Raw genomic sequence first — 23,187 nt, 5'->3', positions numbered from 1 at the left:
AGTTTCTCCCTCTTTCATTAACTAAAATCTCGTTGTTTCGCTTTTCTCCCCCATAACTGTTTCCATAAAACAATTGAAGCGATAGAGAGCATTATTGTTGTAATGATACTCCCTTCAATTCCGAACGAGCCTCCATGAAGGAATTCCGATCCACTTGTTACAGGTTTAAAAAGTGGTGTAGAATACATTGTCATTCCACTAACTGCAAAACCAAATACGTTATATTGTGCCCAATTCCAAATGGAATGCCATGCGCATATCCCCCAAAGACTACTGTCTTTCAAAACGTAAAAAGCGGCAAACACACCAACTAATATTATATTCGATATCGAAAGAATTGTAATACCTGGATTTAGTAAATGAAGAAAACCAAATAAAAATGAAGTTACAACAATACCGACCCATATACGGCCTCTAACAGAAAGAACTGGAAATAACCAACCTCGAACAACAATTTCTTCTGTTGCACCTTGTATTAAAAAAGCAACTAAAGATCCCACAATTCCAAGTATAGCGGTTGGTGTAATATGTTGCATTTGTAGTTGTACATTTCCGGTTAATAAAAGTAGCATTACTGGTATCGAAATGAAAATAAACCCAATTAATGCACCACTCAAATATTTTCTTATCCATTGATCTCTCCAAAAACCAATGGATGAAAATGATCTTTTCTCTACAAATCTAATCCATAAAAAAACAAAAAATATAGCTCCACCAAACGTTAATATCATCTCAATGTTGCTATAAATCGCTTTCATAATGATTGTTTCTGCTTTCGGCAAAAATAGCATAAATAACATGAACAATTCACCTAAAGTCAAAAATACAATTGCAAGTATAACAGCGAATACTGGATGAACTTTTCTTCTTCCTTCTTTTGTTGCTTCTATTATTTTAAACTGATTAGGTTGCAACACTCTCTCCTCCTTAACAAATACACCATCATTATTCTTAAATATATATCGTTTCCCTCATACAAATTTTTAATAAAAATGTTCTTAGTTTAGCATAAACCAAAATTAGGAATAATATATAAATAAAAGAGATGCCTTTGTGTCTTTTACCAATTTCCCACCCTATTTATTACTGGTATTACCAGCACTTGCTATTTCACACCATTTGTTGTAAGATAGTAATTAAGGTCAATTTAACAATACATTTTCTTTGCATATTATCAAGTATCAATCAGGAACACTTTGTACTCCTTATGGGTTTTTGATAATATGTGAACTTTTATTTTTCATTCAAATAAGGCCGATCATATTGTAATCTTTTTAAATTTTAGGAGGCATTACCATGACATTAACAGGTAAAGTAAAATGGTTTAACAGCGAAAAAGGTTTCGGTTTCATCGAAGTTGCAGACGGTAACGACGTATTCGTTCACTTCTCAGCTATCACTGGCGACGGCTTCAAGTCTCTTGACGAAGGTCAAGAAGTTAGCTTCGAAGTTGAAGACGGTAACCGTGGACCTCAAGCTAAAAACGTTGTAAAGCTATAATTCAAACAATAAAAAGGTTGTTACCAGCTCGGTTAACAACCTTTTTAATATATAACTAAAATTTTTTACATAAAAGGAGTGGTTACATGTATCGCAATCGAAAGAACGATGTAGCAGAAGTACCACCAGAACAAACCCCTGTCTGGGAATGTGAAGCAGAGGATTGTTTAGGATGGATGAGAAAGAACTTTTCATTTGAAGAAGAGCCTAAATGCCCTTTATGTAAAAGTAGCATGAAAAGCGGAGAACGTTTATTACCTAAGTTAGGTTAATTTTTATTTAACCCCTCTTTTATAAGAGGGGTTTTTTATTATAAATTTATATCCTCTACATCCGTTCGAACTATAGAATACAAAAATGCATCATGTTGTTTATTTCCTTGATGAATATATCCACGTAGTAGGCCTTCCTTTTGAAAACCAATTTTAGATAACATTTTACAAGAAGTAACATTTTCAGGGTATGTAATAGCACCAATTCTAAATAAGCCTAAATCACGAAATCCATAATGAATAATTTCTTGTGCCGCTTCTGATGCATAACCATTGCCCCAATATCGAGGGTGTAAGTCATATCCAATTTCAGATCGTTTACTCCATAGTTGTAAATTATTTAATCCAATTGTACCTATTAAAGTATTTGCTTCTTTTAACACAATCCCCCATCGTATTGCTTTTTTCTCGAAGTAATTTTTCGAAAAAGATTCAATCATACGTGAAGCTTGTCCAAACTCCGTAAAAGAATTCATACCGTAATAACATGTTACCTCATCCAATGAAAAGATTTCATATATTTTTTGACAATAAGATTGTTCTATTTCTACTAAACGCAAACGTTCTGTTTCTAATATAGGAAATACCATAGGATCGCTCCTTTCTTTCTACTCATTCATTATAGCAGAAAAAATATTAATAATTAGGAAAGTCCTCAATGTCCCATTAATCAAATATTTCAAGAGAAGCTTATCCTCTTAATTCAATACGAACTAAGAGTAACCCTTCTTGCATTTGCATGATGAGAAAAATAAAGAGATGTTCATAATACAATGATCATCTCTTTATTCCCTATTTATTTGCAACTAATGTCCAATGACATGGCGCTGTTTGTCTCCAATTTATACTTGAAAAACGAGTTTCTCTACGAAGTGTATCTAACTCATTAAAAAATGGATACAACCACATTCCCTCCTATTCCCCTGTGCTTACCTTCATTTTTAAAAATTAATTGTATTATTTTCATTGCCATCACTCCGCTCGTAATCATATACCTTATCATTTCGATTCCATGCTCACTTTTCCCTTCTAAAACACCCCCTATCCCATACATTTATGGTAAAATATAGTTAATATATTTATTTTATTGTGGAGGTGTAAATTTCCTATGTATATATTCATCGGCTTATCCCTCTTACTCATATTACTCATATTTTTATTTGCCAAAAAGTTCGCCCCAAACTCATTCATGATGGCTAGTTTTAAAGGCAATAGCTTTAAGACATTTTCAATCAGCATTTTAATCGCCGCTACTCTTTCTCTTTCATATGGAATCTATCACGCAGCAACATATCAACCTAAACATTTAGATATCACATTACAAAATCAAAACTTTACTGTTTTCGGTAACGTTGGAGAGCTTGGATATTTCTCGGAAAAATTACTAAAAAAAGATACAGAAGTTAAGCTACATTTTGCCTCTTGGAAACCAATACAATTAAATAATCCAGAAATAATAGTAAACTATCCTTCAGGTAAACAGGAAACATGGAAACCGAACATAACATTACTTCCTGCCAATAAATTAAAAGAGAAACACGGTATAAAAGAGCTTTATCAACTCTCATCATACTCATTTAAAGAGTCCGGGAACATAACATTAACGATTACTGAGAATAATACAACTAATAACAAGATCTCCATTCAAGTGAAATAAATAAAATGTCCCTCCAGCATAACGGAGGGACATTTTATTTATTTATGTTTAATTTGACGGTTCATTTAATGTTGTAATTATTTCATTTGCAGTGTTCTTTCCATTTCCAATACACGCACCAATTCCGACACCGTAATAGGAAGCGCCAGCTAAGTATACATTCGGATAAAGATCAGTCATTTTTTCTTGTAATGTTTGAACCGCTTGATTATGTTCTAAATGATATTTCGGCATTAAATCTTTCCAATTTGTAACTTCAACTACTTCTGGTTCACCTTTAATTCCGAGACTCTTTTCAATATCATATAAAGCGACTCGTACTAATTCTTCTGCACTATAATTTTTAATCGTTTCATATACTGGATTGGTACTCTTATAAAACATTCTCACTAATAACTTTTGTTTTCCAGATGTATGTTTCCACTTTCGACTTGTCCATGTACAAGCGTCACAATGTAAATCACTGTTGTCCGTTACGATAAATCCTGTACCGTCCGCCGGTAATTGTTCATCTAGTATGTCAAATCCTAAGTAAATACTTATAAGAGATGAGTTTTTAAATGTATGAAACTGCTCGTTTAACTCATTTGACTGTAATAAAGTTTGGGCGATATCATGCGGAGTTGCTAAAACAACATAATCAGCTTGGATTGAATCGTGATTTGCAAAGGAAATTTCATAGCGATCACCTTTTTTACTTACAGCCGTCGTTACAGTACCTTTCTTAACAACCGTCTCAGGCAGTACTTCTTCTAAACGATCAATAATCGTAGATAGTCCATTTTTGAATGATACAAACTTTTTATTTCCTGCTGATTGAAATTGTTTTTTATTCTCTTCAAAACCTTTAATAATACTTCCATACTTATTTTTATACTCCAGTAAATACGGTAATGTAGATGCCATCGTAAGCTCATTCAATTTACCAGAATATACACCTGAGAGTACAGGTGCAATTTGTCTTTCCACTAACTCTTTCCCTAAAAAGCTTTCTAAAAATACAGCAAGCGAAGTATCTTTTGTAAACTCTTTATTTTTCGTTATAAAATCTTTTAAAGCAACAATTTTCCCTTTCGTTGATACTAGCGTACTGCTAAACAAAGACTCCACACTCATCGGTATCCCAAATATAGTGTCAGATGGAATTGGGTGTAAAGTACTATCAGAATATATGTAAGAAATACCCGTTTCGTTATATACCATTTCTTCTTCTAAATTCAAATCTTTTACAAGCGGCATAACATGTTCATTACGAGCAACGATAGAATCCGCTCCTGATTCCATAATAAAATCCTTTTCTTCTACACTATGGATTTTACCCCCTAAGTACTCTTCTTTTTCTACAAGGATTAAATTTAAATCGATATTATTATCCTTTTTTAATTTTTCTAAATAAAACATAGTAGAAAGTCCCGTTATACCTCCACCGATAACAACAACTGTTTTCATATGTGCTGCGCTCCTAACCGATACAATTAATAATTCCTTTATTATTATACCCAAAAGTCCTTATATTCGACTAGCAGCTTGTGCATTCTGTAAGAAATTAGACAATATATTCGAATATATTTCTGGTTGATCGTTATGCACTAAATGACCAGCAAACGGAATAACAGCAATATGAATATTATCGTTTAATTGTTTGAACGTTGTAGTAGCTGTAACTTCATCTTCTGCATCTCCCCCAGCAATACAAAGTGTAGGTATTTGAAGATTAGCTACATCACCTGTTTCATCAAATGGGTACCAATCTTTAACTTGCCACGATTCAAGTAATGCTTTCCAGTCACTTTTCTCATGAATTTCATTCATATACGTTACAACTTCTTTATTTTCCATCAATTGCTGATGACACTTTGCTTCATACTCCTGAGACTCTTCCCAATTTTCTCTCTTAACCGGAAAAATACCTGAAAAAGTTAATGTTCTCACTTTATCTGGATATTTTTTTGCAAATAATAAAGCGACTAATCCTCCTAGTGAAACACCAGCTATATGACATCTATCAATTTGTAAATGTACTAACGTATCATGTAAATCCTTTACAGATCGTAGGAAATAATTCTCCAACGTCCCCCCTGATTTTCCATGTCCTCTTAAATCAGGACGAATGACTTGATAATTTTTTTCTCGAAAAAATGCTACCTGCTCATCAAATTCTACTAAACCTGTCATACCACCAGAGTGTAAAAGCACAATTGGTTCCCCTTCGCCTGAAATGTGCGTATATAATATCATATTTCCCCCACCTTTAAAACGGAATATTCTATTAATTATTAGTATATAGAATTTACATCGGAATTTCCAAATAAAAAAGAACTATTACACTTTCAAACCATGTCATAGTTCTTCCTATTTTAAAAACATAAAGTAATTAATCAATTTGTCTATTTCTTGACTTAATGCCAATACTTTTTCATGTTGAATTCCGTAATCTGATACTAAATATAAAAGTTCTTCTTTCTTTATTTCAATTGCTTTTTCCAATTTTAATAATTCCATGTCGTTTTTCTTCTCTCTCCAATACTAAAATATATGTATTTTAGTATAGCCTATTTACATAATTAGTAAAAGTGAAATACGTATGTAAAATCTTGCATATTTTTAAATAATATACTAGCAACAAAGAAATTTATATTTTAGCACCTTAATACAGATCATTAGACTCCATTACGTATTCATAACAAAACAGTTTTATTTTCCATCTTTTTATCCCCCGTAATAAAAATCGCTTTATACTCATCCTAAAGACGGTGTCAATACGAATAAAATGTGATTCAATTCATCACTTTTATTCAAAAAGCGATGCTTCACATTTGGTGGGATACGTACAACATCCCCTTCTTCTAGGAAATATTCTTTTCCTTCTAACTCCACATATACTTCTCCTTTCATTACAACAGCAATTTCTTCTTTATCTTTATGTGAATAGTGACTTTCCGTTGTATTTGCTTGTTTATTTAAGTCCATCATTAACATTTCAATACGTGCTTTCATAAAATCAGGTGTTAATACATCGTATACTATGTGATCGCTATTTTCTCGATATACTTTCTTTCTATCTTTTTTCTTAGAAATGAGTGAATCTGTATCAATCTCATTAATAAACAGTGTAAATAGTGGGACATTTAATGCTTTCGCTATTAATTCCAATACACTTAACGAAGGATTCGCATGTCCCCTTTCAATTTGGCTAATTAGTGACGTACTAATCCCTGCATACTCAGCAAATTCGCGAATTGTCATATTATTTTTCTTACGATAGCTTAATACAGTTTGTCCGAGTCTATCATGTATCATAGTAAAAACTTCCTTTCGTCCATCATATTGCATCTTTCGTTGTCTTTGTGCTGACTTACTAAACAAAAGCAAATAATCCTTTCCTATCGCCCACAAGACTTATATACTTACCTTTGTAAATTATATCGTATTTAGTTTATTATAATAGACAATTTATCGGAGGGACAAACTTTGAAATCACCTATTCTTTCATATTGCATCTTATTTTTCGGCGTATTCGCCCTATCAACGTCAGCGATTTTTGTAAAATTGGCTGATGCTCCTGCAGCTATTATTGCTTTTTATCGATTATTTTTTGCTGCATTAATTTTGTTACCGTTATTACTATTTAATAAAAACAATCGATACGAACTAAAAACATTAACGAAAAAACAATGGAGATTCGGATTCATTTCTGGGATATTTTTAGCTGCACATTATGTACTATGGTTTGAATCGTTACAATATACTTCTGTAGCAAGTTCCACGGTTATCGTAACATTACAACCTTTATTCTCAATGATTGGTGGTTATTTTTTATTCAAGGAGAAGTTTACGAAAGGAGCGGTTATTGGTTGCCTCATCGCTATTTCAGGAAGTATCGTCATTGGATGGCAAGACTTCCAAATTAGCGGAGAAGCTTTATACGGGGATATTTTAGCGTTTATTGCGGCAGGAATTATTACCGGTTACTTTTTCATTAGTCAACATGTTCGTAAAGATTTATCACTTATACCGTATTCGGTAATTAGTTATGGAAGTAGTGCTTGTTTTCTTGGTATATTTGCTTACTTGCAACACAAATCTTTCATCCACTACTCTACACAAACTTGGATGTGCTTTATTGGATTAGCGTTTATTGCAACGATTTTAGGACAAACGATTTTTAATTGGTTATTAAAATGGATGAGTGCTACTGTAATCTCCATGAGCATTTTAGGAGAAACGATTGGAACTTGTATACTAGCGTACTTTATGTTAAATGAGACTATTTCTTTACAACAAGGACTAGGTATTTCAGTTATTTTTATTGGTTTAGCATTATTTTTATTACAAGCAAATTCCAATAAAAAAGCATGACAGTATACTGTCATGCTTTCACTATCCATTATGTACGATTAAACCGTCAGGTCTAAAACGACTCATCATAATTTCATTAATAAACTTTCCGTGAGCCCTCAAATTTCCTATCTTTACTCCCTCTTCTACAAATCCGAATTTTTCATATAGCGATTTCGCTTTTGGATTCGTTTCTAAAACACCTAGTTCTACTCTCTCTAACATTAACCAATTATCAGCCAAATCAAGCATTTTTGTAAGAAGAGCTCTTCCAATGCCTTTATTATGATATTCACTATCTACCCCGATAAACAAATCACCCGAATGAGATCTACGTCCAGGACTTTGGGTTAATCCAACAAATCCTACAACTTCCCCATCATACTCTGCAACAAATTCAAATTGATTTGAAGCTAAATTTCGAATTCTATTTTCCATCGCATCTACACGCATGCTAGGTAAGAAAACCATATAAGGTAAAACGTCATCTTGTATGCATATACGGTGAATTGCTCTAGCATCTTTTATTTCTACCGCCCTAACTTTGATCCCCATTTTGTTCCCTCCATATAAATACACAGTACATTATCCATTATCATCCTAGAACCCTTTATAAAACCCCTTCTGCTGTGTATTTCTTTATATTATTTTTACATAATTATTTCAATATAACATTTAATTTAAGAACAGCTTTATCTAACTAACTACTAACTAAAATCAAGTTAACTTTTTACTTTATTATATAACTCAAGTAGCTTTTCAATTTGAATCCCATTTATTTCCATACCGGTTATATCACAATTTTTTATTTCAATATTTTTCAAATTACTATTATGTATTGTACTACCTTCTAAATCATAATTATCAAATAAAATAGGTTCCTTCTCATCGCCAAGACTTGTATTTTTGAATTGCACTCCACCTAATGTCACCAAATTAAATTTACTACCAGAAAGATTTAAATCTGCATATGAAGAATTTCTAAAATTTATATTTCTAAACTTTGATTGACTTACATTACAATTACTCATATTCATATGCATTATATTACTAGCAACAAATGCACTATTTTTCAAATTCACTTGATAATATTCTGTATTTGCTAAATTACAGTTTTCGTATTGGCTATTTTTCAAATCTTTATTTTTAATTAGATTTTCTTCAGCTGACTCTACAGTGATTCTTTTTACATAACAATACTCGTCTTCAGATTTAAAAATTATTGCATAGCCCATTTTTTTATAAAAATGATGATTATTAAGTTGTCTACTAGATGTTTCAAGATCCCAAATCCTTATGTTCAGATATTCCTCTTCTATTAATTTAATAACATTTGATCCAATTCCTTTTCCTTGATAAACAGGATCTACAAAAATACGATCAATTCTACCGTATGACTGACCAGAAATCGTAACTATAATTCCCCCGATTATTTTTTCATCCATAATTACTTTGTAACAAGCCAATTCTTCAATCGAATATTTCATCATTTCAACTGAAGAATAACCCGGTGGTTGGATGTTATAGTCAATAACATCCCCTTGACCACATAGCCATCGTTTTGCTTCTTCATCAAATGTTCTTGTCATTATTTCTGTTAACTTTTCAGCATCTACAATAGTAGCTTTTTCTATAGATATTATTGTCATTTTTGTTTTCCCCTTTATTGTTACAAGCTAATAATCTTTGCGAATGAAATAATTATCAATTCACTTTTGTTTTTAAATTTTTTCCCATTATTATATATGGAACATCATTTGTACTTGGATGAAATGGCTCCAATATATTTATCCACTCTAATCTTTCATATAACGAACGCGCTTTTTCATTGTTTATTTGTGTTGTTAAAACACTCGTTCTATTTGAAATCCCTTTTAGTAATTCATTATGTAATTTCGTTCCAAGACCTTCATTTTGATATTGTGGATGAACTGCTAACTCTACAAATTCAAAACAATCTTGTAACCACTCTTCTACTTGCTCTAGATTTAACGCTTCTCTCATTAATTGATTATAGTACTGTCCTTCTAATGAGCGATAACCATAAGTAAAACCAACCACTTCATTTTCATCATTTATTGCTACTATACCTTTAAAATCTGCATATTCTACATGTCTTTTCATTCGCTCAATCATCTCATTGAAATTTGTTTTTTCAAATGCTTTACAATACAGTTTTGCCATATTCTCAATTAGGATCTCTTCATTTTCAATACTTACGAATTTCACTTTACTACCCCCTATTAAATCATTTATATCCTTAAATTTTTAAAAAACAAAGAAAATTAACACTAATATATCTATTTACTATTAAACTACAAATCAGCCTATATTTTCCACTATTACTTATTATTAATGAATAAAAAAGAGACCATGCAATATAAACATGTTCTCTTCTATTATTCATTTTAAATTGTATAGAATTAAAAATTAGTTGTTACTTAAGCCACTCGTTGCAACTATTACTTAACTCCTGTAAATCTTCTATAAATCGACTTGCATGATACCCATCACAAACCGAGTGATGAACTTGCAATGAAACTGGTAGCATAACCTTATTTTCTTCATTAAAATATTTCCCACAAGTTATAATTGGTAATAGAAAATCAGCATCATTATTAATATTAAGATTAAATCCAGTAAAACTAGTCCAAGGTATGCTAGAAATCGGAAATACATTAGGCGGAATATTTTCTTTCGTGAAAAGACCATGAACATTAGCATAGCATCTCATATCTTCTTCATAATTTTTATAGAAAATGCGAAAATCCCTTGAATAATCCGTCCATATACTTGAAAAAGACTTATCATCTTTATGAAAGATTGTATAACTTGGTATCATTTCCTCCCAATAGCCCAAAACTCCTTCTTCATTAAAACATGTTCGAAATTCTTTATGTTTATTTATTATTCTCGAAATAATATAAATAAAAGTCGGATAAAATGTAATTCCCTTTTGATGTACTTCCTTTATCAAAAGCGTAATATCAACATTTACTGTCATACTAAACGTACATTTTAATTCTAAATAATGTTCAAAATACTTCTCTCTATTCCAATTTTCTCTATCAATTACGTGAAACTTCATTTTAATAGCCTCCTAAAATTTTCTTTGTATTTTAGAAGGCTATTTCCCTTGCTTTCACCATAAATGTTCACTCCTAACTGTTTACATTTCACCCTAATTGTTTATTTAATTATATAACATCTATAAGAATCCATTCACATATTTCTGGAAATCCATCCACATACTATAAATAAATCAAATGAAATTTGGAGGATTCATACATGAATAACAAAAATATGAGTAAAAAAGAAAATGTTACTGAAAACACTACATCTATTCAAAATAATAATACTGCAAATCTTACTATCGATGAACAAGTAATGAACGGCTTATATGGAATGCCAGAAACCGCTATTGAAGATGCTGATCACGCTGCATCTGATGATTTGACTTCAAAAAATTAATTACATTGAAAAAAGCCAAGGAAAATATCCTTGGCTTTTCCAACTATGCATCCACTTTTTGTATCTCTTCATTCTTTCTTGAAAGTTTCCCTGGCCAAAAAGCAAAGCGACCTAAAACGACTGTGATTGCCGGTACAAGTAGTGGTCTTACAATGAACGTATCTAGTAATACACCAATTGCTGTTACAATACCAAATTGAACGAGCACTTGAATTGGAAGTGTTCCTAACACAGCAAAAGTTCCGGCTAAAATTAAACCTGCGGATGTAATGACACTACCTGTTTGTATAACGCCATTTTTTACTGCATCTAAGTGATTTTGTGTCTTTCTATTTTTCCATATTTCTGAAACCATAAAGATATTATAATCTTCACCTAAAGCAACTAAAAATACGAATGCGTATAACGGTATCGCACCTTGAATGGCCGGTGCTCCCATACCATAATGAAGTAATAACCACCCTGCTCCTAATGCAGAGAAAAATGATAATACAACAGTTACAATTAAATAAATCATCGCAACAATCGATCGTAAGTAAACAAGTAATAGTAAAGCTATAATACTAATCATTACTGGAATGATAACTGCTTCATCACGTTCCGTAATTTGCTTTGTATCATATAATGACGCTGTTTCTCCGCCAATCCATAGTTGATCTTCTGCATTACTAACCCCAGCATCTTTTAATACTTTTTCTACACTGTTTTTCAATTTAGGGATTTGATTTAACGCTTCAATTGAGTATGGATTTTCAGCTAAAGAAACCTCATACATTTTAATTTGCTTATTTTCTTTACCTTCTTTTGGGTCTTTCACTGTTTTTACGAAAGAAAATTTCTGTAGTTCTTGTTTAATAGGAAGCTCTTTTCCTTTCGTATCAACAACAACTTTTACTGGCGCTAATTCACCAGCTGAAAAATGATCACTAATTAACGTAAACCCTTCGCGTGAAGGCATATCCTTTGGAAACGATTCTAATAGGTCATATGTGTATTGAATACGTGGTACAAATGAAGCCAATCCACCTAATACAAATACAGTGAGCATAATTATTGTCCACGGTCTTCGTACTACCACATCTCCAAGTTTTTTACTAAAGGCGCCTTTTGATTTTTTTACTTTTACGACTCTCTTTTTCTTTCTTGTAAATTCCTCATTCATCGAAGCGGTTCTCGGTATAAATGGGAAGAATGCAGCTCTACCGAAAATTAATAATAACGCTGGTAAAATTGTTAAAGCAGCAATTCCCATTATGAATACAGCAACACTAAATGGCACTGCAAATCGATGAAAGGCACCATAATGAGCAAGTAATAATGTTCCTAACCCAAGTACAACAGTTAACGCACTCATTATTATTGCCCCGCCAGAAGCTTTAATTGCAAGTTGCAATGCTTTATATTTGCTTTCTTCTTCTAACAAGTACTCACGATATCTCGAAATTAAAAATAAACAATAGTCCGTTCCAGCACCAAACAATAACACTGTCATAATTGATATCGCTTGGGCATCTACTTTAATCCATCCGTGACCAGCTAAAAATCCAAGTGTAGGACTAATAATGCCGTATGCAAAGCCAACAACAAGTAAAGGTAAAATTGCTAAAATTGGTGAACGGTACAGTAAAATTAATAGAACCAATACGAGTAATACAGTAGCAACTAACAATTTCACATCTGCTTGACTAAATAAACTAACTGCATCCGTTTGAATACCTACAGGTCCAGATAATCGAACATGTAAACCAGAGTCACTTATTTTTTGTTTGAATGGATCTTCATCGACCTTACTATTCACTATCTTTCTTAAATCTTCAAGATTTCCTTTTAATATATCTGTTCCAGCCGACTTATTAAAGAATACTGGTGTAACAAATGATGTACCATCTTTTGATGCACTTTTTGATAATACTTGTTCCGGGATGGTATCAAATGGTGGTAACGTTGATTGTTCCTTTAAAGGACTAGCTTTTAACTCTTTATAAACATCTTGCATGAGTTTATAATCTTGTGACTGTAATCCACCATCTCTATACCATACTACTAACAAAGGATTCCCCGCATTATTCGGAAACTCTTTTTTCATAAGTGCTTCTGCTTGCTGCGACATAGCTGTTTCAGGTAAATTTTTCGGATTCGGTTCTTTCGTACTGTTTACTTGTGGTAACGTAAATGAAAGTACTAATGTAATAAGAATCCATACCGATAAAGTTATCCATTGCGTATGCTTCCCTGCTACAAGCCTCCCTAACATATGTAACGGGTGCTTTTTCATAAAAACCCACCTTCCTTTTTTTCTCTAATATTAATTATATATACCGGTCGGTTAATTAATCAAGAATAAATAAAAATTTGTGTTATAATTATCTCAACAATACATGTCAGGAGCGAATAGATTTGGAACAAAAACAACGTCCTCTCGGAAGGCCTCGTCAAAATAAAAATACAAAATCTACAAAAGAAACTATTTTAGAAGTAGCAACACGATTATTTCTTACTCAAAATTATCAAGTTGTTTCCATGGATGAAGTAGCAAAAGTTTGTGGTGTTACGAAAGCAACCGTCTACTATTACTTTTCAACAAAAGCCGATTTATTTACCGCTACTATGATTCAAATGATGATACGTATACGTGAGAATATGTCGCAAATACTCTCTACAAACAATACTTTAGAAGAGAGATTATTAAACTTTGCTAAAGTTTACTTACATGCCACAATGGATATCGATATGAAAAATTTTATGAAAGATGCAAAACTATCTTTATCTGAAGAACAATTAAAGGAATTAAAAAAAGCTGAAGATAGCATGTATGAAGTGTTAGAAAAAGCACTCGATAAAGCGATGCAACTTGGAGAAATCCAAAAAGGAAACCCTAAATTTGCAGCTCATGCTTTCGTATCTTTATTATCAATTGGGAATTTTAAAGATGAAAATGACAATCCTATTCTTACAAATATAGATGAATTAGCACAAGAAATCGTTTCTTTTTATTGGAACGGATTAGGTCATTCATATTAAACAGATTTCCTTTAATAAAAAAGCATGTTTGAATTTTTTTCAAACATGCTCTTTTATTATTTATTAAGGGTTTAATTTATAAAATAGTAATGAAATTATTTCTTTAACATCGTTTAATGTGTTTTGTCATTCCAATCGAGAAGGCTTCAAACCCAATAGTTTCATAGTAAGGTTGCAATTTTTCAACACACATAAGTTGTGGAATAACCTTACTTTTTTCACAGTGCTGGACTAATCGTTCTACTATTTCTTTCCCAATACCCATGGACTGATATTCTGGCAATACACCTACTCCACAAATAATTCCTGTTATTACGCCATCTGATATAACACGCCCCATCCCTACTAGCCTCTTATCATCAAAAGCATATATTGCATACCAACTTTGTTTACACATTTGTTCCAATTCATTAACTGTTAATTTAAGAGAATTCCATCTTAAAGATTCATATAACGCTAATAATTCATTGAAGTCTGTTGGGTGTTCAATTGTGTAGCTTATACTATTATTCATGTGAATACTCCTTATTCTCTCGTTTGTTTGTATTTTGTAAAATTACCCTTACTATAAAATTAACTTAAACAAACTTCCATTAGAACAATATAATTCCTTCTCAACGTAAAATAAAAAGAAGTTAACCTCACCACAGTTAACTTCTTTTATATAAAACTATCATTATATTATCAACCAAAAATCATACAGCTACATACGATAAGAACAAACAAAACTAATAAACTATTTGAGAAATAACCCATAGAATACTACCGATACGATAAACTTAACTAAATCTATACAATTCAATCAAATTTACACGAGTTAGTGCTTCATCGTGTTCTCGCAACCCCGAAGGGACGAGGGGTATAACACTCCACACGAGGCAGTATCGTTACCTCCTATTATCAAGCATTTATTTTACCCATCTTGATAAATTTACCGACGCATTTACATCCCTATCGTGATGGCTATTGCATGAAGCACAACGCCACTCACGTATTTTTAAACTCCACTGTCCTTCTGGTTGAACTGAATGGTCGTATTTTACTCCGCAACATGAGCAAATCTTGCTTGAGGCGAACCATTTATCAGCTTTTACATACTCAATGCCATACTTCTCGCACTTGTATGATAAACATTGAAAGAAGAAGTGTAATTTTTGAAATGAAAATGCTTTCGATAGTTTTTTGTTTTTTAACAGGTTTGAGATAGATAAGTCTTCCACAACAATTCTCATTGGTTTGGTTTTCACCAATTTAGCTGTTGCTTGATGGATATGGTTATGTCGGATATTTGTAATTTTCCTAGATAACCGAAGGTGCTCTATTTTTGCCTTTTCATATCCGGCAGATTGAATTTTTACACCTTTTTTGAATCTCCTAGACATATCTCTTTGCGCTGACTTTTTCCTTCTCAAAAGTTTTTTAACCTTGGCATCTTTGTTTATATTTCGTTCTTTCGTACCATTAGAAGCTACAAACAGCTCTTTTAAACCAACATCCACACCAATCGACTCACCGGTTAGTTCTTGTGATTCAAAATCTTCTTGGAACCCTACACTAATCCACCAGTGACGACCATCAAATGTAACTCTTGGATTGGATGGTTTTTTGTTTCTTGGTAGTTGTTGGCTTGTTTTCACTTCTCCAATAGACTGAATATCAACTACTTTCTTTCCTATAACCAGTCTTTCATAATTGGCATAAAATCCTTGAATTAAATCTTTTTTGGATTTATAAGAAGTGTGATAACCATTTTTGTACCTTTTGAACGAATGCTTCCTTGCCTTATCAAAATCTTTTGAAGCCTGTTTGGGAACTTGTGCGTTGATGTCTTTTAACCACTCATAATTCTTTCGCTTCTTGATCTTTGTAAATCGTTTCTGTAAAGCTAACTGTGAAACAGATTTTCCAAATAGCTTATAGTATCTATCACTCATTCTTTTACAATAGTTATAAGCGAATCTTGCAGCACCAGCATGGTTTCTAAGCACTTGTTCTTGTTCAGGCGTTGGAATCAGTCTGACTTTCTTCGCCAATATCATCAGAATTTAACTCCTTTACTGTGCGATTATTCGGGCACTCACCTTTCAGATAATGAAAGATTTGTTCTTCTGAATAGTAGCGTGTTCCATCAGCATTCTCCTAAGACTACTAGGATACAAACCTGTTAATTCCGATACTTGACTAACTCGTAAAAATTTCATTATTATTCTCACCTCATTGCATTTACCATAATGCATAGATTCGGAGATTCAATGAGACTTGATAGATTTAATTAAATTTATCTCGTTCAACTAAGGGCGCAATTCCTTAGCCAGTTCTCTTATGAACTTCTCATGTTTTCACATGAGCGCAGACTATATGTTTATCTCTTTAGAGATAGAGGATTTTTCCACCACCATCGGCTTGTGATGTACTCTCGTCAGTTATACGAGATAGTCGTTGAACGTTCATCTTATCCATTTCGACTTAGATGATTCGAGGCGGAAGACCCATTGTTTCTAGTGTTTAGGATTTAACCTTGCACGATCTGATTGATTTTTTCTGCTTTCGCAACATTCACGCTCGCTATTTCTAGCCACGTTGTAGTTCAATCAGCTTTAGGGATTGCCCGCAGTTAACCCTCACTACTAGCCAATCACTTGACTAGCAGGGCGTACTGATATATTTAATTAACTTTGGTTATAATTGGTTAAATAAATCGTAACAGTTAGTTACCCCTTTATTTCATTATGTAAAAGATTTTATCATAAAATTATTTACAACATAATAACTGAAAAAGACATTGCACGCATTAGTTATATGTATTTAGTAATATTTTATTTTCGGTCATATCCTCCTACCCTAAAAGCATCTCTCATACTCTTCTATTTCAATTCATATGATTTCTTAAAAAATATAGTAAACATTAATTTACTATGATAGATTAAATCGTTTGATTTATCATTAAAATAGTAATAAAATAATTACTAAATGCATAAAGGAAGCGAAAATGATGTCCCAAAACGAATTATTAAACGAATACATGAATTTGTTATTAAATATGTCAGGTACTTTCAAATTATTATCGGAAAAATCATCTGAATTTACACATATAGAGCAACATGTAGTGGAATATATCGCACAACAAAAGGTGCCTGTAAACTTAAAAATGATTGCTAGTTATTTAAACATCCCTAAACAACAATTAAGTGTAACAGTGCGTAACTTAGAACAAAACGGATACATCATAAAAAAGCAAGATATGGTAGACAAAAGAGCTATATTAATCTCTCTGACAGAAAAAGCTGAAAAAGTACATTATGAAAGATGGAAACAAATATATAATAATTTCACAGTAAATCTCGAAAAGTTATCTGAAGAAGATAGGCGGGATTTAACTTATGGACTATATAAAACAAATACAATGCTCTCAAAAATGTTAAATAACAACTAAATATATTGTTTATTACTAAACGGAGGATGTTTCATGGTTAAAGAATTAGATTTACAATCCGTACAAGGTACGATGCTTATTCCACTATGGGGAAGAGCATATGGCAGTGAGAAAAATAAGGATATTTTAGATGATATAGAGGCTATTCGAATTATTAAAGAATGTGATTTTGACTTCTCAACAATAGCAAATACATTTGGAGAATACGGATGTATCACATACATTACCCGTGCACGAAAAATTGACGATACGATAAAACAATTTATAATAAAACACCCGAATGCTACTATTGTAAACATCGGTTCCGGACTAGACACTACTTTTTCAAGAATCGATAACGGTACAATACATTGGTACAACCTTGATTTGCCCGATGCAATCTCTTTTCGCAAAACTTTAATTGAAGATACACCAAGGAATACTAGTATAGCTAAATCATTTTTTGATACTTCTTGGTTTGATGATATAAAATATGATCCAAATGACGGCATTCTTTTCATATCAGCAGGTGTGTTTTATTACTTTAAAGAAGAAGATTTAAAAAAGATCGTAGTCGCTATGTCAAAACGTTTCCCTGGAGGGGAATTATATTTTGACGCTGAATCAAAGTTCGCACTGAATATTTCGAATACTACTGTAAAGAAATCCGGTAATAATGGTGCTATGATGTATTTTTACGTAAACAATCCAAAATCAATAGAAAAATGGTCCTCTACAATAAAAGTATTAAGCTGTTCCCCTTTCTTTAAAGATATAGCTACAAATAAAGATTGGAACGGTAGTACGCGTATAATGATGAGAATTGTAAACTTCATAAAAATGTTGAAGTTTGTTCATTTACGGTTCAAAAAATAATAAGTAAAGAAGAGCTCAATACATTTATACTTAGGTCATAAATGTTAATTTTAATAAAATCAAAGGCAGAAACATAATTGTGAAGTGAAACTTTAATCAGTGGGGGCTTTGCTCATCCCCCACTGATTATTAGCCGTCACCAATCGAGCTTTTACGGCAGCCCGAACCCCACCTAACTTCTTTGCTTTCGCTGAATTTTGAGATAGGGGTCTTACTGCCCGACAAATAGCGGGATAAAATCTTGCATGCACTTTACGTAGGAGCTAAAATGTTGAATCTCACCGATTTCCAAATCATGTACACCATCTTGCAACATAAATTGAATCACTTACCCTCTCTTCTTATAACCTACTTACTACTTTTTAAATGTATTTGTTCTAACCATCAACAGCTTTTACCTTTAAATTCTTTAGATCCTATCCTTTCTTATATGAATAGCTTTCTTATTCAAAAATAGATTTTTAAAAATTCCTACTCCCACAATTAATAAACCTATGCCAACTAATTTATTTACTTGTAATGGAATACTCTCCATTCCAAATAATCCGAATGTATCAATGCATAACGCAACGACCAATTGAGTAATAAGACTAATTAGCACCGTATATGCTGGACCTAAGCTCTTTATTGCACCCATTATACAAATAATTAACCCGATGCCAAACAGTCCACTTACATAAAACAAATAATTTGTAGTATACACTTTAATGTTAATACTGTTTTCTGTAATGATATAAAATAGAATAGAACTAATGAGACCTATTCCAAGGACACATGTAGTCGTTAACCACTGTCCTACATTTTCATTTACTTTTGCATTAAAAACAGATTGTAAGCTAATTAATATTCCTGCTAATATAGCTAAACTAAATCCAAGCAAAATCTTCCTCTCCCTTTCATTGCTCATATATATTATCTTTAGCGACTTCATTCATTCTAGAAAAATCTTTAATTACAATAACTCCATTACTCTTTTCAATTAATTTTTCATTATAAAATCTTTGTAATACCCGAATTACGTGCCTATAAATTACCCCTATAAAATCCGCAATGCTCGTTACCGAAGTTGCATCCAAATCCCCTTTATACATATTCCCGTTACAATCTGTTGAAATTGAAAGTAAATAACTAGCTACACGTACTTCTACAGGATAAAGTAAATTAAGAGCAGTAAAACGAGTCGATATTTTTAACGTGTTTGCAATGTTTTCAAGCAAGAACTTCATAAATATAGGATCATGTAATAACTTATTTCTAATAACCGTATTAGAAATAGAGATTGCTACAACATCTGAACAAGCTTCAACGACATTATGTGCTTTACTATTTTGTATGAATTCAATATCACCAACAATTGCGAGTGGATTGATAAAGCGCAGGATTAGTTTCTTTCCTTCTGGTGTAATCGTGTAAACTTTTACTTTACCTTTAACAACAAAATATAAACGATCCATTTCGTCATCTATATTGCAAATAAGCTCGCCTTTTTCAAAGTGATTTAATTGAAAATAAGCTGTATCTATTTCTGAAAAAACCTCGAGCGTTTTATTGGTTTTCAAATAATGCGTAATTAAACCTGATCTATCCTCCATATTCATTTCCCCCTTTCATTTACATATTAAATACAACAATACCTATAATCATTACTATTGTTCCCACAATATGATATCTCTCCATCTGTATCTTTTTTATATGAAACAGTCCTTTCATTTCAATAACTGTTGCCGTTAACAATTGAGCCACCATTAGTGTGCCAGCTGTCAATGTAACTCCTAGTGAATATATAGCCATAGTTTCTGCACAAATAATGAATCCACCAAATGCACCCGCTGCTAAATATATTTTTTTCACACTCTTTAAATCCGTTACTTTCTCTTCTTTCTTTAACAAAAATACAGTTGTTGCAATAATGAATCCAATTAAATGGGTTATAATACTCGTCGACCATATACCGATATGTGAACTAAGTTTCGCATTAAAGGTTCCTTGAAGTGTTATAAATATCCCCGCAAAAATAGCAAATATAATACCTTTCAAAAAATCATCTCCTCATCCTTTATTTCTGACTTAATTAAAAACCATCATCCTATAATGGCAAAAGGACAAATGTCACATCACTATGAAAATAACTTGGAATGAGCAAAAAAACACACCTCAAAAATGCGAGATGTGTTTTATATTCATTATTTATATATAATGTTTTATAAATGAAAATTACGCTACATTAATAGATTTCTTTTTCATAACAAACTTTGCAAATAAGAAACGTACAAGCGGTCCCATAATAATTAATTGCAATGGATACGCCATAATGAAGTTTTTAATAAAAATCGAGAAATACATTGAAACGAATGAGTCTCCTTGCAGTCCACCATGTAAATACATCATAGCCATTCCGTAAAAAGACATAACGAATACCATTCCAATGACCATAACTGTCGCCATCGTAATAATAATATTTACTTTCTTCGATTTATCAAACGGTAACATGAATACAATTTTTTTCGCACAAGGTCCAACGATACATATTTCAATTAATAGTGCAATAATGAATCCGATTAATAATTCTAATGCGATCTCCTTAATATGAATTGGCCCTCCCGATCCATTCATTAGTAAATTGTAAAACGTCATTACGATAACCATCCCAAGGCACATCATCATACCAAATTGGAGGTTTTCTTTTCTTGTTGTTGGCAAAATTCATCATCCTCTCTCTTTGAGTCTTTGTCATTATATCGATATTGAAACCCCCTTCGTAAGTGAACATTTTGTGAACAAATTTAAAGCGTTTGCATATATTTTCTTTACTTTCAACTCAAATTCTCACTTTTATTTATAAAGGTTTTATATATTTCAATGTTGAATTACTAAATTTAAACATTACTACTAGGAGGAGAACCATGAATGAACAAGGATTTTTCGTATATCATATCGTAACAAGGAAAAAAATGAAGATCGGACAAAGCATTCAATTTAATAAAAATCAAACGAATACGCTATTCCACTTCTTTTTTGAAAGAGAACATTTGAATTCTAGTGGTGAAGATTCTATACAAATTTTAAAAGAACATTATACAAATGAAGAATTACATATAAAGAATGAAAATGCTACAGCAGTTATGAATTACATGGATCAAACAATTAGGGCCATTAGAGAAACGATTGTGGAAATGGTTAGGCTGCAAGAATACCCTGATTATCCATCAAGATTGTCTTGTTTATATGCTGCTAAAAGCTATGAAGATACTTTAAAATGGAAAGCATTATTTGATTCTTACAATCGAGAAGTTTTGCAGATTGTTAAACTACGAGTAATCGGAAGTTCTTTTGAAGGTGACGGGAATCTTTTACCGAAAGAAGATGCTATTCCTTTTTCTCAAAAAATGGAACAAGCTAGAGAATATTGGAAAGGAAATATGAATAACGAACTGCCTGAGCTACTCATTAATGGCGAAATTGAAGTGGTTGAAATTATTGATGACTTTTCCTCAATTCATGTTTAATTTCTAACTAAATCAAAAAGGATGGAGATTACAATGATAAAAAAAGTGTACTTCAATCATGATGGTGGTGTAGATGATTTAATTTCACTATTTTTATTACTTCAGATGGATAATGTCAAACTTACAGGTGTTTCAGTTATCCCTGCTGATTGCTATTTGGAACCAGCAATGTCTGCAAGTCGCAAAATTATTGATCGCTTCAGCAAAGAATATATTGAAGTAGCCGCATCAAATTCCCGTGCGAAAAATCCATTTCCAAAAGACTGGCGAATGCATGCATTTTATGTAGATGCTTTACCAATTTTAAATGAGGCTGGAAAAGTTGTAACACCTGTAGTAGCAAAGCCTGCACATCATCACTTAATAGAAACGCTTCTACAAACTGAAGGAAAAACAACTTTATTATTTACAGGACCCCTAACTGACCTTGCTCGTGCATTATATGAAGCTCCCATAATAGAAGATAAAATTGAACGTCTCGTTTGGATGGGTGGTACATTTCTTACCGCAGGCAATGTACATGAACCAGAGCATGATGGAACAGCTGAGTGGAATTCATTTTGGGACCCTGAAGCAGTAGCTCGTGCATGGGAATCAAAAATTGAAATCGACTTAGTGACACTAGAAAGTACAAACCAAGTTCCATTAACTATAGACATACGTGAACGTTGGGCAAAAGAACGAAAGTATATTGGTGTAGATTTCCTTGGCCAATGCTATGCGATGGTTCCGCCCCTCGTTCACTTTTCAACGAACTCTACTTACTACTTGTGGGACGTACTAACAACTGCGCTTGTCGGAAACACTAACCTCGCGAAAACCAAAACGATTAATAGTATCGTTCATACATATGGACCAAGTCAGGGGCGTACAGTGGAATTTGATGGTGGGCGACCTGTAAATGTAGTATATGATGTAAACCACAATGAATTTTTTAACTATATAACTGAATTAGCAAAGAAAGCTTCTAGTTGAACCACTATCAATACGAAAAATACATAGAATGAAACCCCTCCAGACAATGATCCCTCATTTAGAATTTGGTTGAAACTACATATTTAACTATTGAAAAGAGTATTGAATTACATTTCAATACTCTTTTTTTTGCAATTTAATTTAATTTCATTGGATTCA

The 23,187-nt window shown here is 32.4% G+C and carries 27 protein-coding genes; 10 read left to right on the top strand and 17 right to left on the bottom strand.

Annotation, left to right across the window (positions count from 1 at the left end):
• Positions 1-17 precede the first annotated feature (17 nt).
• A complete protein-coding gene (locus ATN06_RS11960) occupies positions 18-914 on the bottom strand; it encodes a CPBP family intramembrane glutamic endopeptidase (RefSeq protein WP_060630816.1) in 897 nt (298 codons plus the stop codon).
• 382 nt (positions 915-1,296) lie between these two features.
• Between ATN06_RS11960 and cspD the strand changes: the two genes are divergently transcribed.
• Entirely contained in the window at positions 1,297-1,500 is a 204-nt protein-coding gene (gene cspD / locus ATN06_RS11955) for a cold-shock protein CspD (protein ID WP_000176365.1), read from the top strand.
• Between the two features lie 86 nt (positions 1,501-1,586).
• Positions 1,587-1,772, top strand: a complete 186-nt coding sequence (locus ATN06_RS11950) for a cold-shock protein (RefSeq protein WP_000286198.1) — start codon at positions 1,587-1,589, stop codon at positions 1,770-1,772.
• Positions 1,773-1,810: 38 nt separating this feature from the next.
• Here the strand turns inward: ATN06_RS11950 and ATN06_RS11945 are convergent, their stop codons facing one another.
• Positions 1,811-2,362, bottom strand: coding sequence for a GNAT family N-acetyltransferase (locus tag ATN06_RS11945; protein WP_060630815.1), 552 nt, complete (start codon positions 2,360-2,362; stop codon positions 1,811-1,813).
• 518 nt (positions 2,363-2,880) lie between these two features.
• Between ATN06_RS11945 and ATN06_RS11940 the strand changes: the two genes are divergently transcribed.
• A complete protein-coding gene (locus ATN06_RS11940; protein WP_060630814.1) occupies positions 2,881-3,429 on the top strand; it encodes a hypothetical protein in 549 nt (182 codons plus the stop codon).
• Positions 3,430-3,477: 48 nt separating this feature from the next.
• Here the strand turns inward: ATN06_RS11940 and ATN06_RS11935 are convergent, their stop codons facing one another.
• The 4 genes from ATN06_RS11935 to ATN06_RS11920 form a co-directional block, all read right to left on the bottom strand.
• Entirely contained in the window at positions 3,478-4,878 is a 1,401-nt protein-coding gene (locus tag ATN06_RS11935; RefSeq protein ID WP_060630813.1) for a protoporphyrinogen oxidase, read from the bottom strand.
• Positions 4,879-4,938: 60 nt separating this feature from the next.
• Complete coding sequence (locus ATN06_RS11930) at positions 4,939-5,667, bottom strand: alpha/beta fold hydrolase (RefSeq protein ID WP_060630812.1); 729 nt, start codon at positions 5,665-5,667, stop codon at positions 4,939-4,941.
• Between the two features lie 114 nt (positions 5,668-5,781).
• The gene (locus tag ATN06_RS11925; protein ID WP_060630811.1) at positions 5,782-5,931 is read right to left on the bottom strand and encodes an aspartyl-phosphate phosphatase Spo0E family protein; all 150 of its coding nucleotides are present in this window, start codon (positions 5,929-5,931) and stop codon (positions 5,782-5,784) included.
• A 237-nt stretch (positions 5,932-6,168) separates the two neighbouring features.
• Entirely contained in the window at positions 6,169-6,729 is a 561-nt protein-coding gene (locus ATN06_RS11920; protein WP_060630810.1) for a helix-turn-helix domain-containing protein, read from the bottom strand.
• A 171-nt stretch (positions 6,730-6,900) separates the two neighbouring features.
• Between ATN06_RS11920 and ATN06_RS11915 the strand changes: the two genes are divergently transcribed.
• Entirely contained in the window at positions 6,901-7,788 is an 888-nt protein-coding gene (locus tag ATN06_RS11915) for a DMT family transporter (protein ID WP_060630809.1), read from the top strand.
• A 21-nt stretch (positions 7,789-7,809) separates the two neighbouring features.
• Here ATN06_RS11915 and ATN06_RS11910 read toward each other — a convergent pair whose 3' ends face one another.
• The 4 genes from ATN06_RS11910 to catA all read right to left on the bottom strand — a co-directional run bounded on the left by ATN06_RS11910 (position 7,810) and on the right by catA (position 10,855).
• Positions 7,810-8,322, bottom strand: a complete 513-nt coding sequence (locus tag ATN06_RS11910) for a GNAT family N-acetyltransferase (protein ID WP_060630808.1) — start codon at positions 8,320-8,322, stop codon at positions 7,810-7,812.
• Positions 8,323-8,489: 167 nt separating this feature from the next.
• Positions 8,490-9,416, bottom strand: coding sequence for a GNAT family N-acetyltransferase (locus ATN06_RS11905; RefSeq protein WP_060630807.1), 927 nt, complete (start codon positions 9,414-9,416; stop codon positions 8,490-8,492).
• Positions 9,417-9,471: 55 nt separating this feature from the next.
• Entirely contained in the window at positions 9,472-9,996 is a 525-nt protein-coding gene (locus tag ATN06_RS11900; RefSeq protein WP_060630806.1) for a GNAT family N-acetyltransferase, read from the bottom strand.
• A gap of 208 nt (positions 9,997-10,204) precedes the next feature.
• A complete protein-coding gene (gene catA / locus ATN06_RS11895; RefSeq protein ID WP_060630805.1) occupies positions 10,205-10,855 on the bottom strand; it encodes a type A chloramphenicol O-acetyltransferase in 651 nt (216 codons plus the stop codon).
• 200 nt (positions 10,856-11,055) lie between these two features.
• On the opposite strand from catA, the gene ATN06_RS11890 reads away from it, so the two are divergent.
• The gene (locus ATN06_RS11890; protein WP_060630804.1) at positions 11,056-11,238 is read left to right on the top strand and encodes a DUF4021 domain-containing protein; all 183 of its coding nucleotides are present in this window, start codon (positions 11,056-11,058) and stop codon (positions 11,236-11,238) included.
• 43 nt (positions 11,239-11,281) lie between these two features.
• On the opposite strand, the gene ATN06_RS11885 is transcribed toward ATN06_RS11890, so the two are convergent.
• A complete protein-coding gene (locus tag ATN06_RS11885; RefSeq protein ID WP_060630803.1) occupies positions 11,282-13,513 on the bottom strand; it encodes an MMPL family transporter in 2,232 nt (743 codons plus the stop codon).
• 122 nt (positions 13,514-13,635) lie between these two features.
• On the opposite strand from ATN06_RS11885, the gene ATN06_RS11880 reads away from it, so the two are divergent.
• The gene (locus tag ATN06_RS11880; protein WP_060630802.1) at positions 13,636-14,259 is read left to right on the top strand and encodes a TetR/AcrR family transcriptional regulator; all 624 of its coding nucleotides are present in this window, start codon (positions 13,636-13,638) and stop codon (positions 14,257-14,259) included.
• Between the two features lie 103 nt (positions 14,260-14,362).
• Here ATN06_RS11880 and ATN06_RS11875 read toward each other — a convergent pair whose 3' ends face one another.
• A complete protein-coding gene (locus ATN06_RS11875) occupies positions 14,363-14,773 on the bottom strand; it encodes a GNAT family N-acetyltransferase (RefSeq protein WP_060630801.1) in 411 nt (136 codons plus the stop codon).
• A gap of 394 nt (positions 14,774-15,167) precedes the next feature.
• Positions 15,168-16,298, bottom strand: a complete 1,131-nt coding sequence (locus tag ATN06_RS11870) for an RNA-guided endonuclease InsQ/TnpB family protein (protein ID WP_060629864.1) — start codon at positions 16,296-16,298, stop codon at positions 15,168-15,170.
• 953 nt (positions 16,299-17,251) lie between these two features.
• On the opposite strand from ATN06_RS11870, the gene ATN06_RS11865 reads away from it, so the two are divergent.
• Both ATN06_RS11865 and ATN06_RS11860 read left to right on the top strand, forming a co-directional pair.
• On the top strand, positions 17,252-17,692 hold the full coding sequence (locus ATN06_RS11865; RefSeq protein ID WP_060630800.1) for a MarR family winged helix-turn-helix transcriptional regulator: 441 nt from the start codon (positions 17,252-17,254) through the stop codon (positions 17,690-17,692).
• Positions 17,693-17,725: 33 nt separating this feature from the next.
• Positions 17,726-18,547 (top strand): class I SAM-dependent methyltransferase, encoded by an 822-nt coding sequence (locus tag ATN06_RS11860; protein ID WP_060630799.1) that lies wholly within the window; start codon positions 17,726-17,728, stop codon positions 18,545-18,547.
• A gap of 409 nt (positions 18,548-18,956) precedes the next feature.
• Here the strand turns inward: ATN06_RS11860 and ATN06_RS11855 are convergent, their stop codons facing one another.
• From ATN06_RS11855 to ATN06_RS11840, 4 genes are all read right to left on the bottom strand, one after another.
• The gene (locus tag ATN06_RS11855) at positions 18,957-19,427 is read right to left on the bottom strand and encodes a DMT family transporter (RefSeq protein WP_060630798.1); all 471 of its coding nucleotides are present in this window, start codon (positions 19,425-19,427) and stop codon (positions 18,957-18,959) included.
• Positions 19,428-19,443: 16 nt separating this feature from the next.
• Positions 19,444-20,139 (bottom strand): Crp/Fnr family transcriptional regulator, encoded by a 696-nt coding sequence (locus tag ATN06_RS11850; RefSeq protein ID WP_060630797.1) that lies wholly within the window; start codon positions 20,137-20,139, stop codon positions 19,444-19,446.
• A gap of 19 nt (positions 20,140-20,158) precedes the next feature.
• Positions 20,159-20,584 (bottom strand): DMT family transporter, encoded by a 426-nt coding sequence (locus tag ATN06_RS11845; RefSeq protein ID WP_060630796.1) that lies wholly within the window; start codon positions 20,582-20,584, stop codon positions 20,159-20,161.
• Positions 20,585-20,761: 177 nt separating this feature from the next.
• Positions 20,762-21,247, bottom strand: coding sequence for a DUF2798 domain-containing protein (locus ATN06_RS11840; protein WP_060630795.1), 486 nt, complete (start codon positions 21,245-21,247; stop codon positions 20,762-20,764).
• 203 nt (positions 21,248-21,450) lie between these two features.
• On the opposite strand from ATN06_RS11840, the gene ATN06_RS11835 reads away from it, so the two are divergent.
• The gene (locus ATN06_RS11835; protein WP_060630794.1) at positions 21,451-22,053 is read left to right on the top strand and encodes a DUF2441 domain-containing protein; all 603 of its coding nucleotides are present in this window, start codon (positions 21,451-21,453) and stop codon (positions 22,051-22,053) included.
• A gap of 33 nt (positions 22,054-22,086) precedes the next feature.
• Positions 22,087-23,028 (top strand): nucleoside hydrolase, encoded by a 942-nt coding sequence (locus ATN06_RS11830; RefSeq protein ID WP_060630793.1) that lies wholly within the window; start codon positions 22,087-22,089, stop codon positions 23,026-23,028.
• Positions 23,029-23,187 lie beyond the last annotated feature (159 nt).

This window comes from Bacillus thuringiensis (genome assembly GCF_001455345.1).
GTDB classification, from domain to species: Bacteria; Bacillota; Bacilli; order Bacillales; family Bacillaceae_G; genus Bacillus_A; species Bacillus_A thuringiensis_N.
The sequence above is the reverse complement of the archived record's forward strand: the minus strand, read 5'-3'. Positions and strand labels throughout refer to the sequence as shown.